Raw genomic sequence first — 21,797 nt, 5'->3', positions numbered from 1 at the left:
CTTATGGTAAGAACGTTGAGTAAAAGTAAATTAAAAAATCTATTTGAACTACAAAAATTTTAAAAAAACAACGTTTAAGTACAAAAAACATCGACAAAATGCATTTTATTGTGTTTTTAAAAAGTATTTACCTACAATAAAATTCATCAACATAAAAAAGGAGCCGTTAAAGCTCCTTTAGTTTTATCAGTTATTTAATACGCAATAGGCAGTGTTGCAATTCCGGCTTTTCTTTAGTGTAATTCAATAGCCAGCGTGTTAACTCTTCCAGTTCATAAGGTAACAGGACTTTGCAGGCTTTTTCTAATTCTTTGCAAAACAATCCTGTGTCAAAACTTACTTTTTTCAACACTGATTTGGTGTGGTCTAACATGCTTTTAGACATAAAAGTAATAAGTTATAAGTTAAATATTGGGTAAGAACGATGAGATATCCAAAAATAAAAAAAAGGGAGGCCAATTAGTTTAAAATAAAAGTTAAAAATAACAACCTAAACTGTTAAATTTAACAAAGGCTTTGTGGCTCTTAACATCTCTCTTTTTCCCGGAGCTCCCGGGAGATTTTCAATGGTAAATCCGGCCGATACCATAGCCTGCTTAATCACTGAACGGCAAGCATAGGTAACCAAAACACCTCCGGGTTTCATAGCCTTAAACATGCTGGCAAAAATAGTTTCCGACCATAACTCAGGTTGGACTCTAAAGCCGAAAGCATCAAAATAAACCAAGTCAAAAATACCAACATCATTAATTTCCTGAAAGAATTGCTTCCGCTTTGTTAGTATAAACTCAGGTGATATTGCTATTGGAATTTCCCAATCTGCTTGATGCAATTGTGCAAACAATAGTTGTGAATCGGGAGAAATTTCTAACGGATAATTCATCTGCAACGCTTCTGACACAGCCACCGGATAGGCTTCAACACCAACATAATGTAATGGTTGCCGATTTTTATTCGCTTCCAAACAAGTGATAAAGGCATTTAATCCTGTTCCAAAGCCAATTTCTAAAACAGCAATGGGTTTTCCCTGAAACAGAGAAAACCCATTTTTTATAAATACGTGATAAGCTTCTTGTACTGCGCCGTGCTTGGAGTGATACGTTTCATCCCAATCGGGCAAATAAATGGTGGTTGAACCGTCTTTGGTTTGGATAATTTCGCGTTTCAAAATTACTCCTTGATATACAGTTTTTTGATGCGCGGAATTGGTCCGCCACACTTTTGTTGATGACATTGTATGCAAGCATCGACACCATTATTGAAATGCGTTTTGGCATTCTTCGGATCTTTGTAAATCAATTCTTGAGCTTTGATAAACTTAGCGGCCTGTTCCTTAAAAAAAGCATCATTGTCACTTTCGTCTGTCATCACCGCCTTGTGAATTTTCATAAAATGCTGAGGAAATTGACCGATGGTATCTCCTTTAATGATGCGGTCTTTCAACCTTTGATTGTCAACATACATTTGCTCCATCAAAGCAGCCATCTCCGACATTTGGTACATTTCCAATTTTTTTTCTGTTTTAGGCTCACACTTTTCTTCGGTTGCTTTTTCTTCTTTCTTCTGACAAGACAGCACCGACAAGGCTAAAAAGAGTAACACTAAAATAACTACTATAACTTTCTTCATCGGAAACTATTTTCTGATGTAAACGCCGGTAGCCAAGAAAGAATATGTGATTTCCGGTTTAGTGATTTTAGCAATTTCGGCAGCCGATTTACCACCGTCTTTAGCATAGTGCTTAAGCTCTTCAACCGAAACAACATCCACAAAAGCTTTACCGTAAACTATTGCTTGACTGTTATCAGCATTCAATGGTACGAAAAAGCCGTAATCTTTAAATTTTACAAAAGAAGTATCGTCGCCGGCCAAATCCATTTTCATCCAACAGCCTTTTTTCTTGCAAACCGATTTAATATTAGATTCAAACTGAACCATAATAGTATCTCCTTTTTTAAGGTTTTTGTATTTCTTCAACATTTGTTCTTTGTTCAATACTTTACCAACTTTGAATTTTTCACCAAATGAGGCATAGTCTTTAGCATTGAAAGTTTTTGCAGCCGGTTTAGCTTTAGATTGGGCCATAGCAGCTGAACCTGCCAAAAATAATAGGGCAATGATAATTAAGTTTAATTTTTTCATGTTTGTGTATATTAGTACTACAAAAATAAACAGATTAACAATTGTACACACTTTTACCTTAAATAATTTCGCGATTAAATGAAATATTAAGATAAAAAAAGCTGCTCAAACGAGAATTTGCAAAAAAGCATTCAATATCGTTTTGGGTTGTAAATGACTAATATTTTTTTATTAGTTTTACAAAAATCTAACAACACAACTATTATCTTGACCGAAAAACAACCAAGTCCTTATTTATCAAACACTTGTGTGTTTTTCAATTTTAAAACCAAACATTAAATGATATTAAAAGCACCTTCCGAAATCGATATAGTAAAAGCTTCGTCTACTAAAATTAATACGGTCGATTTTGAAAATTTAGCCTTCGGAAATACTTTCACCGACCACATGTTGATTTGTGATTTCAAAGAAGGAAAATGGCAAAAGCCAATCATCAAACCTTACGAACCTTTTATGATTGATCCTTCGGCCAAAGTATTCCATTATGGTCAAGCCATTTTTGAAGGTATGAAAGCTTACAAAGATGAAAAAGACGAGGTTTGGTTGTTTCGTCCGGACCAAAATTTAGATCGCTTCAATAAATCAGCTCTCAGAATGGCAATGCCTGAAGTACCGGAAACAATCTTTCTTGGTGGTTTAAACACCTTACTCGACATGGAAAGAGATTGGGTAAAAAAAGGATTAGGCAACAGCTTATACATTCGTCCTTTCATGATAGCCATTGGTTCGGGTGTAATAGCCCAACCTTCAACACAATATCGCTTTATGATTATTTTATCTCCTGCCCGTTCCTACTACTCGGGTGAAGTAAAAGTAATTATTGCCGAACACTACAGCAGAGCTGCAAACGGTGGTATTGGTGCCGCTAAAGCTGCCGGAAATTATTCCGCTCAGTTTTACCCGCAAAAATTAGCGCAAGAACAAGGTTTTCAACAAATTATTTGGACCGATGATGCCACGCATACCAAATTGGAAGAAGCCGGAACTATGAATGTATTTTTCCGCATCAATGATGTGTTGTACACGGCTCCAACCAGCGAAAGAATTTTGGATGGTGTAACCCGCAAAAGCTTAATTGAATTGGCCAAACGCGAAGGCATCAAAGTGGAAGTCCGTTCTGTATTGGTAGAGGAATTGGTCGCAGCTGCCAAAGACGGCAGTTTAAAGGAAATCTTCGGAGCCGGAACCGCAGCAGTAGTTAATCCTATCGTTGGTTTTCAGTTTAAAGAAGATTACTTTGAGCTTCCTAAATTAGAACATTCTTTTGCCTTAGATTTGAAAGATAAGCTGACCAAAATCCAGTATAAAATGGCTGAAGATACTTTTGGTTGGACAGTTAAGGTTTAACCTAATAATAAATTTGATTAAAAACTCTCCTTCGCTGAGAGTTTTTTTTATGCTCTTTATTCTGTAAGATAATATCCTGTGTACTGTTAAAGAAGTTTAAATTAAGCTAAAAATAGGGTTAATTAAAGTTTAATTGTGATAAATGTTCTAAATTTGGAATTACAAATACCACAAATAATGATTCGTTTTTACCCTAATGAAGTCTTTCGAGAAGTCGAAATAGACTACCCTTTGTTGATGCGCTATGCCGTGTCTAACCGAGGCAGATTAATCAGTTTTACTAAGGAATTTAAAGACGGAACGGTCTTAAAAGGCGGGCTCGCCGACGGCTACAGAACTTTGCGTTATAAAATACGCCAAGACGGTAAGCTCTACAACAAAACCCTTTACATTTATAAATTGGTTGCTGAACTTTTCATCCCCAAAACTGCTGAAGACCAACTGTATGTAATTCATTTGGATCACAGCAGGGATAATGATACCGTATCCAATTTGAAGTGGGTGAACTACGAAGAAAGGTTAGTACATTACCGAAAAAGTCCGGCTGTTATTAAATCCAAGTTAAAGCTGATAGAACACAATATTAAATCCGATGGGCGAAAATTAACTTCAACCGATGTAATTCGTTTGAAGAAAATCTTGAACAAACCCAATCGCAAAACCCGTATTAAAATTTTGGCCAAGCAATTCGGCATCAGCGAAATGCAGATTCACCGCATTAAAACCGGAGAAAACTGGGGACATATTAAGGTGTAATTTTACCTTAATATGTCTTCAAAATTGGGTTTGAAGTAGTTTGGTCCTTTCATCACTTTTCCGTCTTCTCGGTAGATTGGTTTCCCGTCTTCACCGAGTTTACTCATATTGCTTCTTTGGATCTCGTTAAAAACTTCTTCTATTTTGTGTTGTAATCCATGTTCTAAAATAGTTCCACACAAAATATAGAGCATATCACCCAGAGCGTCAGCAATTTCGATTAAATCATTATTTTGAACCGCTTCAAGATACTCTTCATTCTCTTCTTTCATCAAATTAAAGCGGAGGGTATTTTTTTGTTCTCCTAAGCAAGCTCTCATTTCTTCACTAACACCTAGTCCGAAAGCGGTATGAAATTCTTTAACCGCATTAAGTTGTTTTTGCATATTCTTTGAAATTTATTGACGATGCAAAATACAACAATCGGTAACATTTGAGTAAATTTGTTGAAAATTTGAAAAAAATGTTCACAACAGGTCAATTGATTTTTGCTGCTTTTTTTGTTATCGCTTTTGTAATCGCAATGTATATTGCTTATGGCAGAGACAAATCGTTGCATCAAAAAATGTACAAAGGAAGTTACAAAGTACTTATAGGTTTTTTTGTTTTTATCGCCTTCTTGTTTGTAATCAAGCTATATTTGAAACACTAATTTCGTAGACTCTAAGGTAACATTATAATAGTCCTCTCATGAGAATACTCAAATACCTATTTCTTCTAATCGGATTACTCTTTATTGGAGTAACCGTTTACATTGCTACTCAAAAAGGTGATTTTAGGGTGAAGCAATCCGCTGTGATTCACACTCCCAGAGGTGTAGTATTTGATTATGTAAACGATTACAAGAATTGGGAAACTTTTGGCTCTTGGATGACTAAGGAACACGGCATCACTTTTACTTATCCTGCCAAAACTATGGGAGCCGGCGCCCAATTTAACTGGGATAACGGTTCAGACAACGGTCACATGAAAACCTACTTTGTCAAAGAAAACGACAGCATCAAGCAAAGGGGAAGTTTTAACGGTACTACAGCCGATGTTTATTGGACCTTAAAAGACACTATAGGCGGTACTAAAGTAACCCTTGAAGCTCGTGGTAAAATGGATTTGTTAACCAAAATCAGTACTTTTTTTAGTGGCGGTTTCAGCAGTATCGCAAATGATGCTTTTGAAAAAAGCTTGAGAAACCTGGACAAAACATTGACTTACGAGATGAAAACATACAGCATCAAAGTAAATGGAATAGTGCAACGCAATTCGGGATTTTGCTTAAAACAAACGGTCACTTGCCGAATCAATAGTTTGCCGAGAAACATCAAAATCATGATGCCTAAAATGTTGCATTTTTTCAAAAAGAATGGGTTAAGTATGTCGGGCAAACCTTTTATATTATACGAACGATACGACAGAGCGAACGACATAGTGACTTTTTCAGTTTGTGCTCCTACTCGGGAGGAAATATTCATTACTTCCGGTAGCGAAATTACCTCGGGTGCTATTGTTCCGTTTACTTGTTTGAAGACTACACTCACCGGGGATTACTCTCATTTAAAAGAAGCATGGACTAAAGCCGAAAATTACATCCGAGACAACGGTTATACACCAAATTTTGCCGGAAAATATTCGGAAGTTTATATCAAAACCATTGATGATGTAAAACAACCTTCTCAATGGATTACCGAAATTCATATCCCGGTATTTCCTAAAGCAGTACCTGCTTCGCCAACCGTTACCAATACTACTGTTGAAAACACAGCACAACCGGCTGTAACAACGCCAACAACTGTTACACCATAATTTTTTAAGTTTGGAATTAAACCTTTTCGTTTATCTTTATTCCAACAACCAAACTAATCGCTTTGCAAGACGAAAAAAATTTTGTTCGGGAATTGTTGGATCCGAAAACGCAGAATGTTGCGTTTCAAAAGCTTTTGCGCGATTACCAAAAACCATTATACCATCATATTCGGAACATTGTATTGAATCATGATGATGCCGATGACGTGTTGCAAAACACCTTTATCAAAGTATTCCAGCACCTTAGGAATTTCAAAGGAGAAAGCAAACTCTTTTCTTGGATGTATCGCATAGCTACCAACGAAGCCATTACATTCATCAATCAAAAAGCAAAAAAAAACGGAATCACAAGCGAAGCACTGCAAAGTAAAATAGTAGATAATTTAAAAGCCGACGAGTATTTTGACGGCAGTGATATCCAAATTAAGCTTCAAAAAGCCATCGCTATTTTACCCGAAAAACAACAATTGGTATTCAAAATGAAATATTTTGAAGAAATAAAATACGAAGATATGTCGGAAATCCTAGGTACTTCTGTCGGGGCGTTAAAGGCGTCTTACCATCATGCCGTAAAAAAAATTGAAGAATTTATGAATTCCCGTTAAACCTTAAACCCTTAAATTTGTCAAAGCAACATGAAATCATTTAAAATAAACGATAACGATTCTAAAATTCCATCGGGTTTTAAAACACCCGAGGGTTATTTTGAGGCATTGGAAAGCAAGATTTTGACACAGCTTCCTTCCCATGAACCTAAAGTTATTGCTTTTTACAAACGAAAATCCACTTGGTATTATGCCGCTGCTGCAGCTGTTGTGGTCATGTTATCCATTCCGATTTATCAAAACTTTTTCAAATCTTCCGGCGAAGTCGATGCCATAGTTTTAGAAGACTATATTGCAACACATGCTGATATTTCAGCAGAAGATTTGGCTACTATTTTAGAAGAAGAAGATTTGGAAAAAATCAAACTCGAATTGAATTTAGGCGATGAAGCCATAGAAGATATTTTGCTAAACAACAACGACTTAGAACAATATATTTTAGACTAAAAATATGAAAATCAACAAAATACTACTGGTTATTGTAATGCTCATGGCGGTCAACTCTTTTGGACAAGGCGGTCGGTTACTAAGAGAAAAAAAGGAACAAATTAAAGCCATGAAAGTGGCCTACATCACCAACGAATTATCACTAACTCCTGAAGAAGCTGCTAAATTTTGGCCTTTATACAATGCTTTTGAAGACAAACAACACGAAATTAGAGCGCAAAAACTCAAAGGCTATTTAGATCGCATAGACGATGAGTCTTTTGACAACTTATCCGAAAAAGAAGCCACCACTTTGTTGGCACAAATGGAAAGTACCGAAGACGAGTTGCATCAAGCCAAGAAAAAATTCATCGCCAGTTTAAAAGGAGTAATTTCACCGCTCAAAATTTTAAAATTAAAAAAAGCAGAAGAAGGTTTCAATCGTAAACTTTTACAACAATACCGAAATAAAAGATTAGGTAAATAAAAATAAGAGCGTCAAACGGCTCTCTTATTTTTTGAACTCTATTTTAACGATTTTGTTTTTACCGGCTGCCAATGCTGTATCTGGGTCAAGAAACCTGATAGTATATAAAGTGGAATCGCCGGAGAATTGTTGCCAAGTTTGTCCTGCATCGGCCGAATAAAACAGACCTTGAGCGCCAACACTAACCAATCCTTTACCACCGGAATTTGGAACAAATTGTACACAAGAAGCATAGCCAAAGCCTTTATTTTCGGCCATTAAGGTCCAAGTTTTACCGCCATCAACCGTAATGGCTTTGTTTTCAAAATTCTGCAAGGGTTTTTCATAATTCCCACCCGCTATAAAACCTATTTGCTCATTGTAAAAATCAGCGGTAAAAATACCGGTCATAGCTTCTCCTTGAACGATAGGTGTTTCAAACACTTCCCAAGTCTTCCCTTTATCCGACGAATGAAAAACTCGGGCTTTTTTACCTCCTGACACTATCCAAGCGTGATTGCCTTTTAAAATAAGGTTGGTATTGCTGGCAGCAAAAGCTGCCTCTCCTTCACCTAATTCAGGGAGAACACCACAAGATAATTTTTGCCAGGTTTGACCGGCATCGCGAGTTATAATAACCGAAAAACAAGTCTGGGTTGGATCACCAATCGCCATGCCTTCCTTTTCATTCCAAAATTGCATACTGTCGTAGAACACTTTTTCATGATTTTCTTGGTACACTAATGTTCTATGGGCTAAATCTTTCGAAAACTTATACAATCTGGCCGGATTGCCAATGGATAATGCGAAAAAGTTTTTGCCATTGGTAGCCAAACTTCTGTATTCATAAACCAAAGTATCGCTTACAATTTCGGCATTAATCCTACTATCATCTTTTGGAAACAGTACATAGCCTACCCTACTTTTGTCGCCGGCGAAATAAACTTTACCATCAGTTACTACAATAGCTCTAACGCTGATTTTATCCATCAAAAGGGTATCAATTGTAACCGATTGAAAGGGTTGCGCATTTACGTTGGCTCCCAAAATCAAAAAAAATACAGCCAAAAGAAAGAATTGATTTTTCATTACAAATACTGGGATTTAAGGCGAATATACAAATTTTAAAACAGTTAAGATTGCGTTAAAAAAGAAGAAAAAAATGCTGTGGCACAGTAATTGGAATGTCGTAAAAAAACTATTCCTCTTTAAAACATAAGATTATGAAAACTAAAATGATAATTGGATCGGTTTTGTCGTTGTTGAGTATTACTACAGCCTTCGCACAAAACAGAACAACGGTTTCAGCTTACAATGCTGAAATCAGTGATAATTTAGATTTGAGAGCTGTGGCTTCAATTTTTGGTGACTCCAGAGATTTGGCCGATTTTGAAAGAAGACTGAACGATCCGGAAATTCAAATTTCCAACTTGGATTTAAACGATGACAATCAAGTGGATTATTTGCGTGTTATTGAAACGGTTGAAGGTAATGCCCATTTAATTGTAATCCAATCGGTTTTAGGCAGAGATACTTATCAAGATGTAGCCACTGTAGAAGTAGAAAGAGATCGAAATAACAGGGTTCAAGTACAAGTAGTAGGCGACGTTTATATGTATGGACCGAATTACATTTACGAGCCGGTTTATGCTTATACTCCGGTAATTTATTCTACTTTTTGGATAGGCAATTACCGTCCTTATTGCTCTTCATGGTATTGGGGATATTATCCGAGTTACTATTACGCTTGGTCGCCTTGGCCGGTGTTCCGCTACAGAAATCACATCGGTATCAGTATTAATTTTCACCACCACTACAATTACGTTAATTACCGCAGATGTGGTGTAGTTTACAACAATTACTACCGTGGCGGAAGAAGATGCAACGGCTACGAAGTACGTTACCCAAATCGTTCTTTCCAAAACCGAAACAGCAATTACGCCAATCGTTACGAATTGGATCAAAACAGAACCATCAGAACAGTCGGCAACCGTAATACAACTGCGAACAATCCGAGAAACAATTATGTTGATGCGAGTCCGAGAGGCAATGGTGCGGTAAGAAATGAATCGCCAAGAACTGTAAGAACACAAGAAACAACTCCAAGAGTAGCGGTAAGAACTGAGGAAAGTCCGAGGGTAAGAAGTACCGTTGAAGCTTCACCAAGAAACAACCCAAGAAGTTATGAATCGCCGAGAGGTTTTAATGAAACCAAAGCAAACCCTCGAACTACGACTGAAACTTATGAATCGCCGAGACCAATGAATACTCCGCAAGCAGCACCGAGAAGTAACCCAAGAAGTTATGAAACTCCGGCCCGCGAGCTGGCCAGTCAGTCGCCTCGTTCGGTTGCTCCGAGAGGGAATTCAGCACCACGAGAAATGTCGGCTCCCAGAAATAACTCGGGCGGTCAAAGAGACATGTCAAGTCAAAGAAGCAGCTCGTCAAGAGGCAATAATGGCGGTAGAGAGAATCGAAGAGGTTAAGTTTTATAATTATAGTTTTGTTGTTGAGAAAAAGGCATCGTTTAGGCGATGTCTTTTGTTTTTAAAAAATAATTGACTGTGAAAGAATCAGATATTTCAAAAAGGCATAAATTTGCTGTCTTTAACATTTTATTATGAGTGCGCATAACCATAGCCTTCACAGCAAATTATCTATAGGAGGATTATTAGTTACATTAGGAATCATCTATGGAGACATCGGAACCTCTCCGTTGTATGTAATGAAGGCCATCCTTGGCGTTCACGAAATTTCAAGAGATGTAGTTTTAGGAGGAATCTCTTGTGTTTTTTGGACACTTACACTACAAACCACTATCAAGTACGTTATTATCACACTAAGCGCCGACAACCATGGAGAAGGTGGGATTTTTGCGCTCTTTGCCTTGGTCAAAAGAACAAAGATAAAGTGGCTTATCATACCGGCTATCATTGGTGGAAGTGCGCTATTAGCAGACGGTATCATCACACCACCGATTTCGGTTTCTGCAGCAGTAGAAGGGATTAACACCTTCTATGCCATGGAGACCAAAACCATCCAAATAATTGTAATCTGTATCTTGTTCGTACTCTTTACCATTCAGCAGTTTGGTTCGAAATTAGTTGGGAAATTTTTTGCGCCTATGATGCTGATTTGGTTTTCAATGTTGGGGATATTAGGTACGTTGCAAATAATGAATGATTTTTCCGTTTTTAATGCTATCAATCCCTATTACGCCTACGAGTTGTTGCTAATTCACCCTGAAGGTTTCTTTGTATTGGGCGCAGTATTCCTTTGTACTACCGGAGCTGAAGCACTTTACTCAGACATGGGTCACTGTGGTCGAAAAAACATCAGAATCAGCTGGATTTTCGTAAAAATGATGTTATTACTCAACTACTTCGGACAAGGCGCTTATCTCATCGGTCATGAAGGGCAAACTTTGGAACAATTGGGTGGTAAAGATGGTAATCCGTTCTATTTGATTATGGCCGATTGGTTCCAACCTATTGGTGTGGTCATAGCTACTTTAGCGGCTGTAATTGCCTCACAAGCGTTAATCAGTGGTTCTTTTACCCTAATCAACGAAGCCATGCGTTTGAACTTTTGGCCAAAAGTAAAAATCAAATATCCAACTGAATTAAAAGGTCAGCTTTACATTCCTTCCATCAATTGGTTGTTATTACTGGGATGTATAGGTATCGTTTGGTACTTCGAAAAATCAAGTGCAATGGAACATGCCTATGGTTTGGCTATTGTACTTTGTATGATCATGACTACCATCTTGCTCAATTTTTATTTGATCATGAAAAGAGTAAAATGGTATTTTATTGGCGCATTGATTACTGTTTATCTTGTCATCGAATTTAGTTTCCTTGCTGCTATCCTACCAAAATTTATTCACGGTGGTTTTGTTACTTTAATTATTGCCTCGGCACTTGTGGGTGTAATGGGCACTTGGTATTTGGCCAAGCAAATCAGCAAGAACTATACTAAAATTGTTAAAATTGACGATTACAAAAAAGTATTGGCTGAGCTTAGCGTAGACTTATCCATTCCTAAATATGCCACGCATTTGGTGTACATGACCAACTCCAATCGCAGTGATGAAATTGAAGAAAAGGTAATGTATTCTATCTTGCAAAAACGCCCTAAACGTGCGGATTTGTATTGGTTCATACACGTTAACATTCTTAGCGAACCTTATAAAAAAGAATACCGAGTGACGGAAATTGTAAAAGACGATATTTACCGAATCGACTTCTATCTTGGGTTCCGTGAACCAACCAAAATTAATTTGATGTTCAAACAAGTCATCAAAGAAATGGTGGATCGCGGTGAAGTAGATATCACCAGCCGATACGAATCGTTAAATAAAAACAACATCATCGGCGACTTCAAGTTTGTCTTGTCTGAAAAATTCTTATCTAACGACAGTGACTTGACTTTCTTCGAGAAAATTGTGATGAACACTTATTTCTTGATGAAAAAGTTGAGTTTGTCTGAAGAAAAAGGATTTGGATTAGACAGTAGTTCGGTAAAAATAGAACAGTTCCCGCTGGTCATCCATGCTCCTGAAAAGATTGAAATGCGCAGGATTGAACGCGATTGTAATCCGGTCTGATGATACAACCGTAGAATCTTCTACTTGAAACCTTATTGCTGCTCCTAAAAAAAGACTTTCCTTTTTTAAGCTGTTAATTTTTAAGATAACATAATAAAAAAGGAATATCTTTGCACGCTTATTTTTTTCCACATGCGATTACACAGAAATTTAGTTTACACCACCATCGATTCCTTAAACGCTATCTTTAACGAAGGCGAATATGCCGATAAAGTCGTAGCCCGTGCTTTAAAAAAAGACAAGCGTTGGGGCAGTTCCGACCGTAAATTTGTGGCCGAAACCATCTATGAAATCGTCCGCTGGAAAAGACTTTATATGGAAATCGCCGATGTCAAAGAACCGCTCAATCGAGATGAACTATGGCGTATTTTTGCGGTTTGGGCCGTATTAAGAGGTTATCCTATCCCGGATTGGCGTCAATTGGAAGGCACACCGGAGCGAAAAATCAAAGGTCGATTTGACGAATTGTCTAAAATCAGAAAAATGCGTGAGTCTATTCCGGATTGGATGGATGAATTGGGCGTAAAAGAATTGGGCGAAGAGGTTTGGACCAAAGAAATAGCGGCACAAAACAAACAAGCGCAAGTGATTCTTAGGGTAAACACACTAAAAACAACCAAAGAAAAACTACGTGCCATTTTAATGGATTTAAACATCGAAACAGATTATCTGAAAGACCAACCCGATGCTTTAGTACTTAAAGAAAGAGCTAATGTTTTTTTAACCGACGCCTTCAAAGAAGGATTGTTTGAAGTACAAGATGCTTCTTCTCAATTGGTGGCTGCCTTTTTGGATGTCAAACCCGGTATGCGCGTCGTGGACACTTGTGCCGGAGCCGGTGGCAAAACCTTACACATGGCGTCCCTAATGGAAAATAAAGGACAACTAATTGCCATGGATTTGTACGAAAGCAAACTCAAACAATTAAAATTAAGAGCCAAAAGAAACGGCGCCTTTAATATAGAATACCGCATCATCGACTCGACCAAAGTCATCAAAAAACTCCACGAAAAAGCCGACAGAGTCTTAATTGACGCACCTTGCAGCGGATTAGGAGTGCTGAAAAGAAATCCGGATTCCAAATGGAAACTGCAGCCGGAGTTTATTGATAACATCAAAAAAGTGCAAGCCGAAGTACTGGAAAGTTATTCCAAGATTGTAAAACCGGGCGGCAAATTGGTCTATGCCACTTGTTCGGTCTTACCTTCTGAAAATCAAGAACAAGTTAATCGTTTCTTAAGCACCGAAACCGGAAAATCATTTACCTTTGTTAAAGATGTAAAAATCCTGGCCCAAGATACCGGATTTGATGGTTTCTACATGGCTTTACTCGAACGCAAAAAAGAAATATAAATACCACATGAAAAAAATCTTTACCTTATTGTTTTTAAACCTGACATTCTTTGGTTTAGCTCAGCAAACGCTGTCGGTTAACTCAATTCCGCCAGGGTATTACAGCACGGCAACCGGAACAGGATATACTTTAAAAACACAACTTTTCAACATCATTAACGATCATAACGACCGAGGTTATGCAGGTTTGTACACTACTTACTTGACCTCTGACATTGATAATTATTATGAAAACAACGGTACCATGCTCGATATGTACACCGAAAAACCTGCCGGAAGTGAATGTGAATACGTTTATGGCGGTGGTTTACAAGATGATGGAACCTTGGGTAACAATGAGTGCGAACGTTACAATCGTGAGCATTTAGTTCCGCAATCGGTATTTGGACAAAACAATTTTCCAATGTATTCTGATGCGCATTTTGTAGTGCCTTCTGATAAATTCGTTAATGCGCAAAGAGGTGATTTGCCTTTTAGTAAAGTGAATACACCTAATGCAACCTACTCTAACGGTGGTAAAAGAGGTTCTAACTTAAACTCGGGCTATTCTGCCGGTTATACAGGAACTGTATTTGAACCTATTGATGAGTTTAAAGGCGATATTGCCCGAATGTTGTTGTATTTTGCTACTCGCTACGAAGACCAAGTAGCCGGCTGGAGTTATACTATGTTCAATGGCACCAGTACACAAGTGTTTACCAATCAAGCTTTAAATGTGTTGTTAACTTGGAACGCTCAAGATCCTGTGAGTCAAAGAGAAATCGACAGAAATAACGCAATTTACGCCCGTCAGAATAACCGAAACCCGTTTATTGATAACAACAATTATGTGACTCAAATTTGGGGCTTACCCTTGTCTAATCCGACTTTCTCTGATTTAAACAGCGTAGCGGTCTACCCTAACCCAACTACTGATGTAATCAATATCCAATCGGAGACTACTTTGGAGGAGATTGAAATCATCACCATTAGCGGTCAAGTGTTGCAACAAATCAAGCAACCGATTTTAAACAATAACACATACACCATCAGCAATTTACCCAAAGGTTTTTACTTTATCAAATTGGCTAATGCCAACCAATCAATCACCAAAAAAGTCTTGGTTAATTAGACTGAAAAAATAATGTCATTTAAAAAAAACGCTGTCGATTTTCGATAGCGTTTTTTTGTTTTATAAGCAACCGATTAACAACCACATCAACAAATAAGGCTGATTTCTTTTGAATTGTAACGCTTCTTTACTATCTTTCGCCCTATTAATGTGTAACCCTTAAACATTTACAAAAATGTTAGAAGAAAAGAATGATAACCTGCAAGATGCAGATGGAAATGTAGTTAACGACTCATTGGAAACTACCGCCGCTGAAAATCAAGAAATTACAACGGAAGACGAAAGTCAGGAGTTGGAAGTTGGGAGTAATGCCTTAGAAACCGAAACTATTGAAGAATCGGCTGAAGAAGTTACTGCAGTTGAAGAAGCTCCGACTGAGGAAGCCACAGCAGAAGAAACTCCTGAAGTAACGGAAGAAGCAATTACTGAAAACGTAGTGGAATTAACCGATGAGCAAGTAGCCAATGACAGTCCGGCTTCCGAGAACGACACCGTAATCAGTGCCATTCAAGAAGTGAATGCCGAAGAAAGCGAAGACGAATCCTTAAAAGACCGTCACGATATTCCGATGTTGGATTACGACACTTTATCAATGGACCAACTGGTAGCCGAATTGGGCGACTTGGTTGTGGTTGACAAAGTAATGTCGGTGAAAGACCACGTGGAAGAATTGAAAAAGGCTTTTCTCTCTAAATACTATCATTTTATCGATGAGAAAAGAGACGAATTCCACGCTGAAAACCCGGATACTACAGAAGAATTCCATTATCATTTTCCGTTGAAAGTGAAGTTTGACCAACTCTACTCTCAATACCGCGATAAAAAGAATGCGCATTTTAAAAGCTTACAAAACAGCTTACAAGCCAACCTTGAAACCCGTTTGGCTATAGTGGAAGAACTCAAAAATTTGGTTCACAGCCAAGACAGCATTCCGGTTACTTTAAAAAAATTCAACGACATCCGCGACCGCTGGAAAGTGGCCGGCCCGATACCTAAAGACAAATACAACCACGTTTGGAACAACTACCACTTTCACTTGGAGAATTTCTACGATATTCTTCACTTAGACCGTGAAGCGCGTGACTTAGATTTCAAACACAACTTAGACCAAAAGCTTAAAATCATTGCTCGTGTAGAAGAGTTAATTCACTTAGAAGACATCAACAAAGCCTTCCGTGAGTTGCAAGATTTACACCGCATTTGGAAAGAAGAAATTGGTCCGGTTTCTCGTGACAAACGCGAAGAAATTTGGAACCGTTTCAGCGAATTAACCAAACAAATGCACGACAAACGCGAAAGTTTGTACGAACAATTGCGCGCCGTTGAAACGACTAATTTGGTGAAGAAAAAAGAAATCATCGCCCAAATTGAAGTCTTGGCTCAGGAAAAAGTAAATTCACACGCCGCTTGGTTAGGTCAAATTGAAAAAGTAGAAGCGTTGCGCAATCAGTTTTTTGCCGCAGGCAAAGTGCCGGCTGAAGTTAGTGAAGACACTTGGACCGCTTTCAAAAATGCCGTAAGAAGCTTTAATGTACTGAAAAATAGTTTTTACAAAGAAATCAAGAAGGACCAAAACGATAATTTGTCGAAAAAACAAGCCTTGGTAGCCAAAGCACAAGAGCTAAAAGACAGCACCGATTTTGCCGCTACCACGCCGTTAATGAAGCAAATTCAGGAAGAGTGGAAAACCATCGGTCACGTGCCGAGAAAGTTCTCCGATAAATTGTGGACTGAATTCCGTGCCGCTTGTAACGAGTACTTCGAAAAACTGAAAGAACAAAAAGCCGAAGTTAACGTAGAAGAAGTTGAAGCGTTTGAAAAGAAAAAAGCCTACTTGGAAACCGTTAGAGCATTTGAAATGACCGGTGATCACAAAACCGATTTAGACGGTATCAAAGCGCATATCGAAATGTGGAAAAGCTTTGGTAAAGTGCCGTTTGCTCGCCGACACATCGAAGGGAAATTCAACAAGATTTTGGATGCCTTATTCGAAAAACTAAGCGCCAGTAAAAAAGAAAACGAAATGGCTCGTTATGCCAATCGTTTAGACAACTTGGCCCACAATGATACACGCAAATTAGACAACGAAAAAGTGTTCTTAATGCGTAAAATTGACGAAGTACAAAGCGAAATTTTCCAATTGGAAAACAACATTCAATTCTTTGCCAACGCCAAAGCAGATAACCCAATGGTGAAAGAAGTGAAGAAAAATATCGAAATTAAGAAAGAAGAGTTAGCGCTTTTAAAAGAAAAGCTAAAACAACTCAGAAACTTAAAAACTGAATAACAAAAAAGCCTCGAAATATCGAGGCTTTTTTTATTGCTGTATTTTAGAAGCTAAGAGGTAAATCACCGCCATTCGGATGGCTACGCCGTTTTCTACTTGATCCAGTATCACCGATTGTTGCGAGTCGGCTACATCGGAAGTGATTTCTACTCCGCGGTTAATCGGTCCGGGATGCATGATAACGATTTCTTTGTTGAGCGAATCCAACAATGCTTTGTCAACCCCATATTGCTGAGCATATTCTCGTGTTGACGGAAAATAATTCACGTCCATTCTTTCATTTTGCACGCGCAACATATTGGCCACATCGCACCATTCTAAAGCCTTGCGCAAATTAGGTTCTACAGTTACGCCTAAGCTTTCAATGTATTTCGGAATCAAGGTTTTTGGGCCGCAAACTTTTACTTCGGCACCTTGCATTTGCAACGCATAAATATTGGACAAAGCCACTCTCGAGTGCAAAATATCGCCTACAATCACCACCTTCTTCCCGCCTACTTCGCCCAAACGTTCCCGGATGGAATAACTATCGAGTAAGCCTTGCGTTGGATGTTCGTGCGCGCCATCACCGGCATTAATGATACTGGCTTTTACGTTTTGCGATAAGAAATACGCCGCACCCGGATAGGCATGACGCATCACCACCATATCCACTTTCATCGACAAGATGTTGTTCACGGTGTCTATTAAGGTTTCTCCTTTTTTAACCGAAGATTGCGCCGCCGAAAAACTAATCACATCGGCCGACAAGCGCTTCTGCGCCAACTCGAATGAAAGTTTGGTACGCGTACTGTTTTCGAAAAAGATATTGGCAATGGTAATGTCGCGCAAAGAAGGCACTTTTTTAATCGGGCGGTTAATCACTTCTTTAAAATGATCAGCCGTTTCAAAAATCAAATCGATGTCTTGCTTTTGCAGGTATTTAATGCCTAGTAAATGGTTGACGGTTAGTTCAGACATTTTGATATATAGTGTTGTGTTGTATGTTTATGTTAAATGTTGCGGGTTGCGGGTTGCGGGTTGCGGGTTAGAGAACTCGTAACTTTAAACTCGTAACCTTCAAACCAAGTAAACCGCATCTTCTCCATCTTTCTCACTCCAGCATACTTTTACTTTTTCATCTTGGATGGCATCTACTTGGCGACCGCGGTAATCGGGTTGTATGGGCAAATGACGGCTGAATCGGCGGTCAATGAGTACCAACAATTCTACTTCCGAAGGTCTTCCGAAAGATTGTACAGCGGTTAAAGCCGCATTAATACTTCTACCGGTAAACAAAACATCGTCTATAAAAACGACTTTTTTGTCTTCGACTAAAAAATCAATCTGGGTTTTATTGGCCTCCAAGGTTTTCTCGCCACGGCGAAAATCATCGCGAAAAAAGGTTATGTCAAGAAAGCCCAATTGGATGTTATTGATGTGATAATCATTAGCTAAAATGTGTTGGATACGCTTGGCCAAATAAGCACCGCGGGGCTGAATGCCTATCAAAACGGTATTGGAAAAATCGAGGTGGTTTTCGATTAACTGACAAGCCAAACGATGGAGTATGATATTGACTTCTTTGGAAGTGAGCAATACTTTTTGACTCATGGTAGTGTTGTTTGGAGTGTAAAAGTAACGTTTTTTATTTAGCGAGTCAAATTAGTTTTGAGTTTCGGGTTGCGGGTTGTGGGTTGCGGGTTTCGGGTTGCGGGTTTAAATAAGTTACACAGAGATACACAGAGATTGTGGAGAGGCACAGAGAACAGATGTTCAGATTTTCGGATAACTTACAACCAAGAACTCTTTGAACCTTCGACCCTTCGACAGCCCTTCGACAAGCTCAGGGTGACAAAGTACATACAATTGGCATTGGTTTTAATTGAAAAATTCCAACTACTACCACAAACAATACAAAACGCTATTGTCAGTCTGAGCCTGTCGAAGACCCATTATTTTGTTGAGAACCATATTGAGTGTAGTTTTTAGCATATAAAACTAACTTATCCCAATCTTCTTTAATCAAGGCTTCTTTCTTTCTACGTGTCCAACCTTTTATTTGCTTTTCTACCGCAATGGCGTTGAGTACATCATTAAAGGTTTCAAACCACACCAAATCCAAAGGCCTTTTATCAAAAGTGTAACAGTCTTTGTTTTTACCTGTGTGATGTTCCATCATTCGTCTTTCTAAGTTATTGGTAAAACCGGTATAATAGGAATGATCGCTACATTTTAAGATATAAACAAAATAAGTCTTCATGGTTTTTTTTGTAATAAAATTACTAAATTTTATTACATTATACTTTTGCTGTACAACTTTATTTGGTACTTTGTTATGATTTACTACTTCTACCCTTCGACCGCCCTTCGACCCTTCGACAGGCTCAGGGTGACAAAGTACATACAATTGGCATTGGTTTAAATTGAAAAATTCCAACTACTACCACAAACAATACAAAACGCTATTGTCAGTCTGAGCTTGCCTGTACTGAGCGATGACGAAGTATCGAAGACCTTTTGCTTAATAGCCTTTCAACCCTTCGACTACCCTTCGACAGGCTCAGGGTGACAAAGTGCATACAATTGGCATTGGTTTGGAGAGAGAAAAACTACCCAAGTAAACCTAAACTGTCGGAAACCTTAGGAATCTGAGTTAGGTTAAAAAAGCCATTGCGGATCAAAAACCAAAATGGCTTTAAATCCGCAATGCTAACTTACTTTTACAACTGTTATTTGTTTCCGTAAACTTGTTTTAAGAAATCGGTTATACTTAGGGGTTGTCTTCCCAACAGTTTTACTAAATCCTGGCTCTCGGTGTCTAACTCGCCTTGGGCTTGGGCTATGGCAAAACTCGAGAAAATCCCGATTACGTCTTCCGGTACGCCATGATGGCCTAATACAGTTTTATAATCTACTTCGGAAGGTGAAATGTAATTGATTTTTCTACCCGAAACGGCCGCTATGGTTATGGCTATCTCTTCGTAAGACAGGGCTTTCGTATTGGTGAAATCATAGGTTTTGCCTTCGTGGTTAGTTGTAGCCAAAATAGCAGCTGCCGCTTCTGCCATATCCGAACGCAATACTGCGCCAACTTTACCTTGGCCTGCCGGTACATACAAAACACCACTCTCTAATACATTTTCCCCGATAAAACCGGGTAAAAAATCCATGTACAAATTGTTTTTCAAAATGGTGTACGCCATACCACTCTGCTCCAACCAACGCTCGGTTTGGAGGTGCGATTGTGCCACTATCCATAAAGGCGAAGTTTCGGTTTCATTTTTGCGCTGAAAGCTGGTATAAACCACGTGTTGTACCCCGGCTTCTTTGGCCGCACGGATTACATTTTCATGTTGGGTCAATCGTTTTACAATATCACTGCCCGATATAAAAAGTAGTTTTTCTATACCTGTAAAAGCGGTAACCAACGAGGCATAGTCATCATAATCGGCTATGGCGGTGTTGAGGCCTTGATGGGTATATTCGGTGGCGGCGGTTTCGTTTCTGACTAAGGCGGTGAGTTGGTGCGCCGGTATGCCTTTAGCCAATAGCGCTTGGAGGGTTGCTTTCCCGAAATGTCCGGAAGCTCCTGTTACTAAAATCATTTTTTTTGTGGTTTTAAAAATTACTATTTACTTTTGTTACACAAAGTAACTAATAATAGTTTTTAAAAGTAACAAGTTACCTTTGGGTAACCTAACAATAAGTAGTAACGCTATGGTAACTAATACGCCAAAAATCAACGAAACCAATTGTCCGGTAAGCGCCATGTTGGCTTTAATAGGCGGCAAATGGAAACCGGTTATCCTATATTGTCTCCGCAACGACACCAGACGCTTTGGGGAATTGGCCGCCCGAATCCCAACCATCTCCAGAAAGGTATTGACCGAGCAACTCAAAGAACTCGAGCAAGACCAACTCATCATCCGCCAACAATACAACGAAATCCCACCGCGAGTGGAATACTCCTTATCCGACTTGGGCAAAAGCATGGCACCGGTGTTAAGTGCTATGGAACAATGGGGATTGGAAAATATTTTGCTAAAAAAATAAGAAGGATATTTGGATAACTTACAACCTACAACCCACAACTTCACGATTAAACAAGTTACACAGAGACACACAGAGATTGTGGAGATTCACAGAGAAAAGAGGTTCAGATTCTCAGAAGACCGACAACTTTGTGTGCTTTGTGCCTTCTTTGTGCGCTTTGTGGTTAAGTAAGTTACACAGAGCTACACAGAGATTATGGAGATGCACGGAGAATAGAGGTTCAGATTTTCAGAAGACCGACAACTTTGTGTGCTTTGTGCCTTCTTTCTGGACTTTGTGGTTAAATAGATAACAGATGTTCGGATATTCAGAAAACCGACAACCAACAACCGACAACCGACAACTTTACGATTAGACAAGTTACACAGAGCCACACGGAGATAATGGAGATTCACAGAGCAGATTAAAGATGAGAGACAAGAGATGAGAGACAAACCACAACTTCCACATTTCCGTAATTCCTAATTCATAATTCATAATTCCCTTATCCCTTGAATTAACACGATACCTCCGAACAGAAATTGTAAATCAAAAAAACTGTTCGCAAAAACCGAACAAAAATTTCAAAATAAAAATCTTGTTCGCAAACTAACAAAACTCTTCCCTTTTTACTCCTCTATGCACCACAAAGTTCGCCCTTCAGGGTAGAGTCCCTTTTCTCTTTTCCCTTATCCCTTTTCCCTAATCCCTTATTCCTCGCTCAAACACCCTAAAAACCCGACCAAAAAACCAAAAAAATCGATGAGCGGATTTTTTTTAGGGAAAATTTAGGAGGTTTTGGGGGATTGGGTATATTTGGGAGGAGATAATAAATTTTATCCGCTATTATACATTTTTAGCTTATAAATACAAGTTCAGCTTCAATC

General features: G+C 38.6%; 23 protein-coding genes. 13 read left to right on the top strand and 10 right to left on the bottom strand.

Annotation, left to right across the window (positions count from 1 at the left end; translation table 11 throughout):
• Positions 1–190: 190 nt before the first annotated feature.
• From ACJG85_RS08470 to ACJG85_RS08455, 4 genes are all read right to left on the bottom strand, one after another.
• Entirely contained in the window at positions 191–385 is a 195-nt protein-coding gene (locus ACJG85_RS08470) for a hypothetical protein (RefSeq protein ID WP_409679288.1), read from the bottom strand.
• Positions 386–490: 105 nt separating this feature from the next.
• Positions 491–1,168: a tRNA (5-methylaminomethyl-2-thiouridine)(34)-methyltransferase MnmD gene (gene mnmD, locus ACJG85_RS08465; protein WP_412476125.1), complete on the bottom strand. Its 678-nt coding sequence runs from the start codon at positions 1,166–1,168 to the stop codon at positions 491–493.
• A gap of 2 nt (positions 1,169–1,170) precedes the next feature.
• Positions 1,171–1,629 carry a hypothetical protein gene (locus ACJG85_RS08460; RefSeq protein ID WP_409679293.1) on the bottom strand — a complete coding sequence of 153 codons (459 nt, stop codon included), beginning with the start codon at positions 1,627–1,629 and terminating at the stop codon, positions 1,171–1,173.
• A gap of 6 nt (positions 1,630–1,635) precedes the next feature.
• A complete protein-coding gene (locus ACJG85_RS08455; RefSeq protein WP_412463853.1) occupies positions 1,636–2,142 on the bottom strand; it encodes a DUF4920 domain-containing protein in 507 nt (168 codons plus the stop codon).
• Between the two features lie 279 nt (positions 2,143–2,421).
• Here ACJG85_RS08455 and ACJG85_RS08450 point away from each other — a divergent pair, with 279 nt between their 5' ends.
• Positions 2,422–3,489, top strand: a complete 1,068-nt coding sequence (locus ACJG85_RS08450) for a branched-chain amino acid aminotransferase (RefSeq protein WP_412463852.1) — start codon at positions 2,422–2,424, stop codon at positions 3,487–3,489.
• A gap of 177 nt (positions 3,490–3,666) precedes the next feature.
• On the top strand, positions 3,667–4,245 hold the full coding sequence (locus ACJG85_RS08445; RefSeq protein ID WP_412463851.1) for a hypothetical protein: 579 nt from the start codon (positions 3,667–3,669) through the stop codon (positions 4,243–4,245).
• 2 nt (positions 4,246–4,247) lie between these two features.
• Here the strand turns inward: ACJG85_RS08445 and ACJG85_RS08440 are convergent, their stop codons facing one another.
• A complete protein-coding gene (locus ACJG85_RS08440; protein WP_409679303.1) occupies positions 4,248–4,631 on the bottom strand; it encodes a MazG nucleotide pyrophosphohydrolase domain-containing protein in 384 nt (127 codons plus the stop codon).
• Between the two features lie 77 nt (positions 4,632–4,708).
• On the opposite strand from ACJG85_RS08440, the gene ACJG85_RS08435 reads away from it, so the two are divergent.
• The 5 genes from ACJG85_RS08435 to ACJG85_RS08415 all read left to right on the top strand — a co-directional run bounded on the left by ACJG85_RS08435 (position 4,709) and on the right by ACJG85_RS08415 (position 7,560).
• Positions 4,709–4,897: a hypothetical protein gene (locus tag ACJG85_RS08435; RefSeq protein WP_409679306.1), complete on the top strand. Its 189-nt coding sequence runs from the start codon at positions 4,709–4,711 to the stop codon at positions 4,895–4,897.
• Between the two features lie 38 nt (positions 4,898–4,935).
• Positions 4,936–6,042 carry an SRPBCC family protein gene (locus ACJG85_RS08430; protein WP_412463850.1) on the top strand — a complete coding sequence of 369 codons (1,107 nt, stop codon included), beginning with the start codon at positions 4,936–4,938 and terminating at the stop codon, positions 6,040–6,042.
• Positions 6,043–6,104: 62 nt separating this feature from the next.
• Positions 6,105–6,647 carry an RNA polymerase sigma factor gene (locus tag ACJG85_RS08425; protein ID WP_409679312.1) on the top strand — a complete coding sequence of 181 codons (543 nt, stop codon included), beginning with the start codon at positions 6,105–6,107 and terminating at the stop codon, positions 6,645–6,647.
• 30 nt (positions 6,648–6,677) lie between these two features.
• A complete protein-coding gene (locus ACJG85_RS08420) occupies positions 6,678–7,094 on the top strand; it encodes a hypothetical protein (RefSeq protein ID WP_412463849.1) in 417 nt (138 codons plus the stop codon).
• A 4-nt stretch (positions 7,095–7,098) separates the two neighbouring features.
• The gene (locus ACJG85_RS08415; protein WP_412476124.1) at positions 7,099–7,560 is read left to right on the top strand and encodes a sensor of ECF-type sigma factor; all 462 of its coding nucleotides are present in this window, start codon (positions 7,099–7,101) and stop codon (positions 7,558–7,560) included.
• Between the two features lie 24 nt (positions 7,561–7,584).
• On the opposite strand, the gene ACJG85_RS08410 is transcribed toward ACJG85_RS08415, so the two are convergent.
• Positions 7,585–8,628, bottom strand: coding sequence for a WD40/YVTN/BNR-like repeat-containing protein (locus ACJG85_RS08410; protein WP_409679320.1), 1,044 nt, complete (start codon positions 8,626–8,628; stop codon positions 7,585–7,587).
• Positions 8,629–8,762: 134 nt separating this feature from the next.
• On the opposite strand from ACJG85_RS08410, the gene ACJG85_RS08405 reads away from it, so the two are divergent.
• From ACJG85_RS08405 to ACJG85_RS08385, 5 genes are all read left to right on the top strand, one after another.
• Positions 8,763–10,025: a hypothetical protein gene (locus ACJG85_RS08405; RefSeq protein ID WP_412476123.1), complete on the top strand. Its 1,263-nt coding sequence runs from the start codon at positions 8,763–8,765 to the stop codon at positions 10,023–10,025.
• A 134-nt stretch (positions 10,026–10,159) separates the two neighbouring features.
• Positions 10,160–12,145 carry a KUP/HAK/KT family potassium transporter gene (locus tag ACJG85_RS08400; protein ID WP_409679325.1) on the top strand — a complete coding sequence of 662 codons (1,986 nt, stop codon included), beginning with the start codon at positions 10,160–10,162 and terminating at the stop codon, positions 12,143–12,145.
• A gap of 132 nt (positions 12,146–12,277) precedes the next feature.
• Positions 12,278–13,498 (top strand): RsmB/NOP family class I SAM-dependent RNA methyltransferase, encoded by a 1,221-nt coding sequence (locus tag ACJG85_RS08395; protein ID WP_409679328.1) that lies wholly within the window; start codon positions 12,278–12,280, stop codon positions 13,496–13,498.
• Between the two features lie 7 nt (positions 13,499–13,505).
• Positions 13,506–14,609, top strand: a complete 1,104-nt coding sequence (locus ACJG85_RS08390; RefSeq protein ID WP_412463846.1) for an endonuclease — start codon at positions 13,506–13,508, stop codon at positions 14,607–14,609.
• 175 nt (positions 14,610–14,784) lie between these two features.
• A complete protein-coding gene (locus tag ACJG85_RS08385) occupies positions 14,785–16,896 on the top strand; it encodes a DUF349 domain-containing protein (protein WP_412476122.1) in 2,112 nt (703 codons plus the stop codon).
• A gap of 30 nt (positions 16,897–16,926) precedes the next feature.
• Here ACJG85_RS08385 and ACJG85_RS08380 read toward each other — a convergent pair whose 3' ends face one another.
• From ACJG85_RS08380 to ACJG85_RS08365, 4 genes are all read right to left on the bottom strand, one after another.
• Entirely contained in the window at positions 16,927–17,856 is a 930-nt protein-coding gene (locus ACJG85_RS08380) for an aspartate carbamoyltransferase catalytic subunit (RefSeq protein WP_412476121.1), read from the bottom strand.
• Between the two features lie 99 nt (positions 17,857–17,955).
• Entirely contained in the window at positions 17,956–18,489 is a 534-nt protein-coding gene (gene pyrR, locus ACJG85_RS08375; protein ID WP_409679340.1) for a bifunctional pyr operon transcriptional regulator/uracil phosphoribosyltransferase PyrR, read from the bottom strand.
• 316 nt (positions 18,490–18,805) lie between these two features.
• On the bottom strand, positions 18,806–19,138 hold the full coding sequence (locus ACJG85_RS08370) for a GIY-YIG nuclease family protein (protein ID WP_412476120.1): 333 nt from the start codon (positions 19,136–19,138) through the stop codon (positions 18,806–18,808).
• A gap of 469 nt (positions 19,139–19,607) precedes the next feature.
• A complete protein-coding gene (locus ACJG85_RS08365; protein ID WP_412476119.1) occupies positions 19,608–20,483 on the bottom strand; it encodes an SDR family oxidoreductase in 876 nt (291 codons plus the stop codon).
• Between the two features lie 112 nt (positions 20,484–20,595).
• Here ACJG85_RS08365 and ACJG85_RS08360 point away from each other — a divergent pair, with 112 nt between their 5' ends.
• Positions 20,596–20,931, top strand: a complete 336-nt coding sequence (locus ACJG85_RS08360) for a winged helix-turn-helix transcriptional regulator (protein ID WP_412463843.1) — start codon at positions 20,596–20,598, stop codon at positions 20,929–20,931.
• The last annotated feature ends 866 nt before the right edge of the window (positions 20,932–21,797 follow it).

The organism is Flavobacterium mekongense (genome assembly GCF_047038255.1).
GTDB lineage: Bacteria > Bacteroidota > Bacteroidia > Flavobacteriales > Flavobacteriaceae > Flavobacterium > Flavobacterium mekongense.
The sequence above is the reverse complement of the archived record's forward strand: the minus strand, read 5'-3'. Positions and strand labels throughout refer to the sequence as shown.

Bases quoted from the DNA above. Each gene is read 5' to 3' on its own strand.
- ACJG85_RS08470 (WP_409679288.1), bottom strand. From the start codon at position 385: ATGTCTAAAAGCATGTTAGACCACACCAAATCAGTGTTGAAAAAAGTA.
- ACJG85_RS08460 (WP_409679293.1), bottom strand. From the start codon at position 1,629: ATGAAGAAAGTTATAGTAGTTATTTTAGTGTTACTCTTTTTAGCCTTG.
- ACJG85_RS08455 (WP_412463853.1), bottom strand. From the start codon at position 2,142: ATGAAAAAATTAAACTTAATTATCATTGCCCTATTATTTTTGGCAGGT.
- ACJG85_RS08450 (WP_412463852.1), top strand. From the start codon at position 2,422: ATGATATTAAAAGCACCTTCCGAAATCGATATAGTAAAAGCTTCGTCT.
- ACJG85_RS08445 (WP_412463851.1), top strand. From the start codon at position 3,667: ATGATTCGTTTTTACCCTAATGAAGTCTTTCGAGAAGTCGAAATAGAC.
- ACJG85_RS08440 (WP_409679303.1), bottom strand. From the start codon at position 4,631: ATGCAAAAACAACTTAATGCGGTTAAAGAATTTCATACCGCTTTCGGA.
- ACJG85_RS08435 (WP_409679306.1), top strand. From the start codon at position 4,709: ATGTTCACAACAGGTCAATTGATTTTTGCTGCTTTTTTTGTTATCGCT.
- ACJG85_RS08430 (WP_412463850.1), top strand. From the start codon at position 4,936: ATGAGAATACTCAAATACCTATTTCTTCTAATCGGATTACTCTTTATT.
- ACJG85_RS08420 (WP_412463849.1), top strand. From the start codon at position 6,678: ATGAAATCATTTAAAATAAACGATAACGATTCTAAAATTCCATCGGGT.
- ACJG85_RS08415 (WP_412476124.1), top strand. From the start codon at position 7,099: ATGAAAATCAACAAAATACTACTGGTTATTGTAATGCTCATGGCGGTC.
- ACJG85_RS08410 (WP_409679320.1), bottom strand. From the start codon at position 8,628: ATGAAAAATCAATTCTTTCTTTTGGCTGTATTTTTTTTGATTTTGGGA.
- ACJG85_RS08405 (WP_412476123.1), top strand. From the start codon at position 8,763: ATGAAAACTAAAATGATAATTGGATCGGTTTTGTCGTTGTTGAGTATT.
- ACJG85_RS08400 (WP_409679325.1), top strand. From the start codon at position 10,160: ATGAGTGCGCATAACCATAGCCTTCACAGCAAATTATCTATAGGAGGA.
- ACJG85_RS08395 (WP_409679328.1), top strand. From the start codon at position 12,278: ATGCGATTACACAGAAATTTAGTTTACACCACCATCGATTCCTTAAAC.
- ACJG85_RS08390 (WP_412463846.1), top strand. From the start codon at position 13,506: ATGAAAAAAATCTTTACCTTATTGTTTTTAAACCTGACATTCTTTGGT.
- ACJG85_RS08385 (WP_412476122.1), top strand. From the start codon at position 14,785: ATGTTAGAAGAAAAGAATGATAACCTGCAAGATGCAGATGGAAATGTA.
- ACJG85_RS08380 (WP_412476121.1), bottom strand. From the start codon at position 17,856: ATGTCTGAACTAACCGTCAACCATTTACTAGGCATTAAATACCTGCAA.
- pyrR (WP_409679340.1), bottom strand. From the start codon at position 18,489: ATGAGTCAAAAAGTATTGCTCACTTCCAAAGAAGTCAATATCATACTC.
- ACJG85_RS08370 (WP_412476120.1), bottom strand. From the start codon at position 19,138: ATGAAGACTTATTTTGTTTATATCTTAAAATGTAGCGATCATTCCTAT.
- ACJG85_RS08365 (WP_412476119.1), bottom strand. From the start codon at position 20,483: ATGATTTTAGTAACAGGAGCTTCCGGACATTTCGGGAAAGCAACCCTC.
- ACJG85_RS08360 (WP_412463843.1), top strand. From the start codon at position 20,596: ATGGTAACTAATACGCCAAAAATCAACGAAACCAATTGTCCGGTAAGC.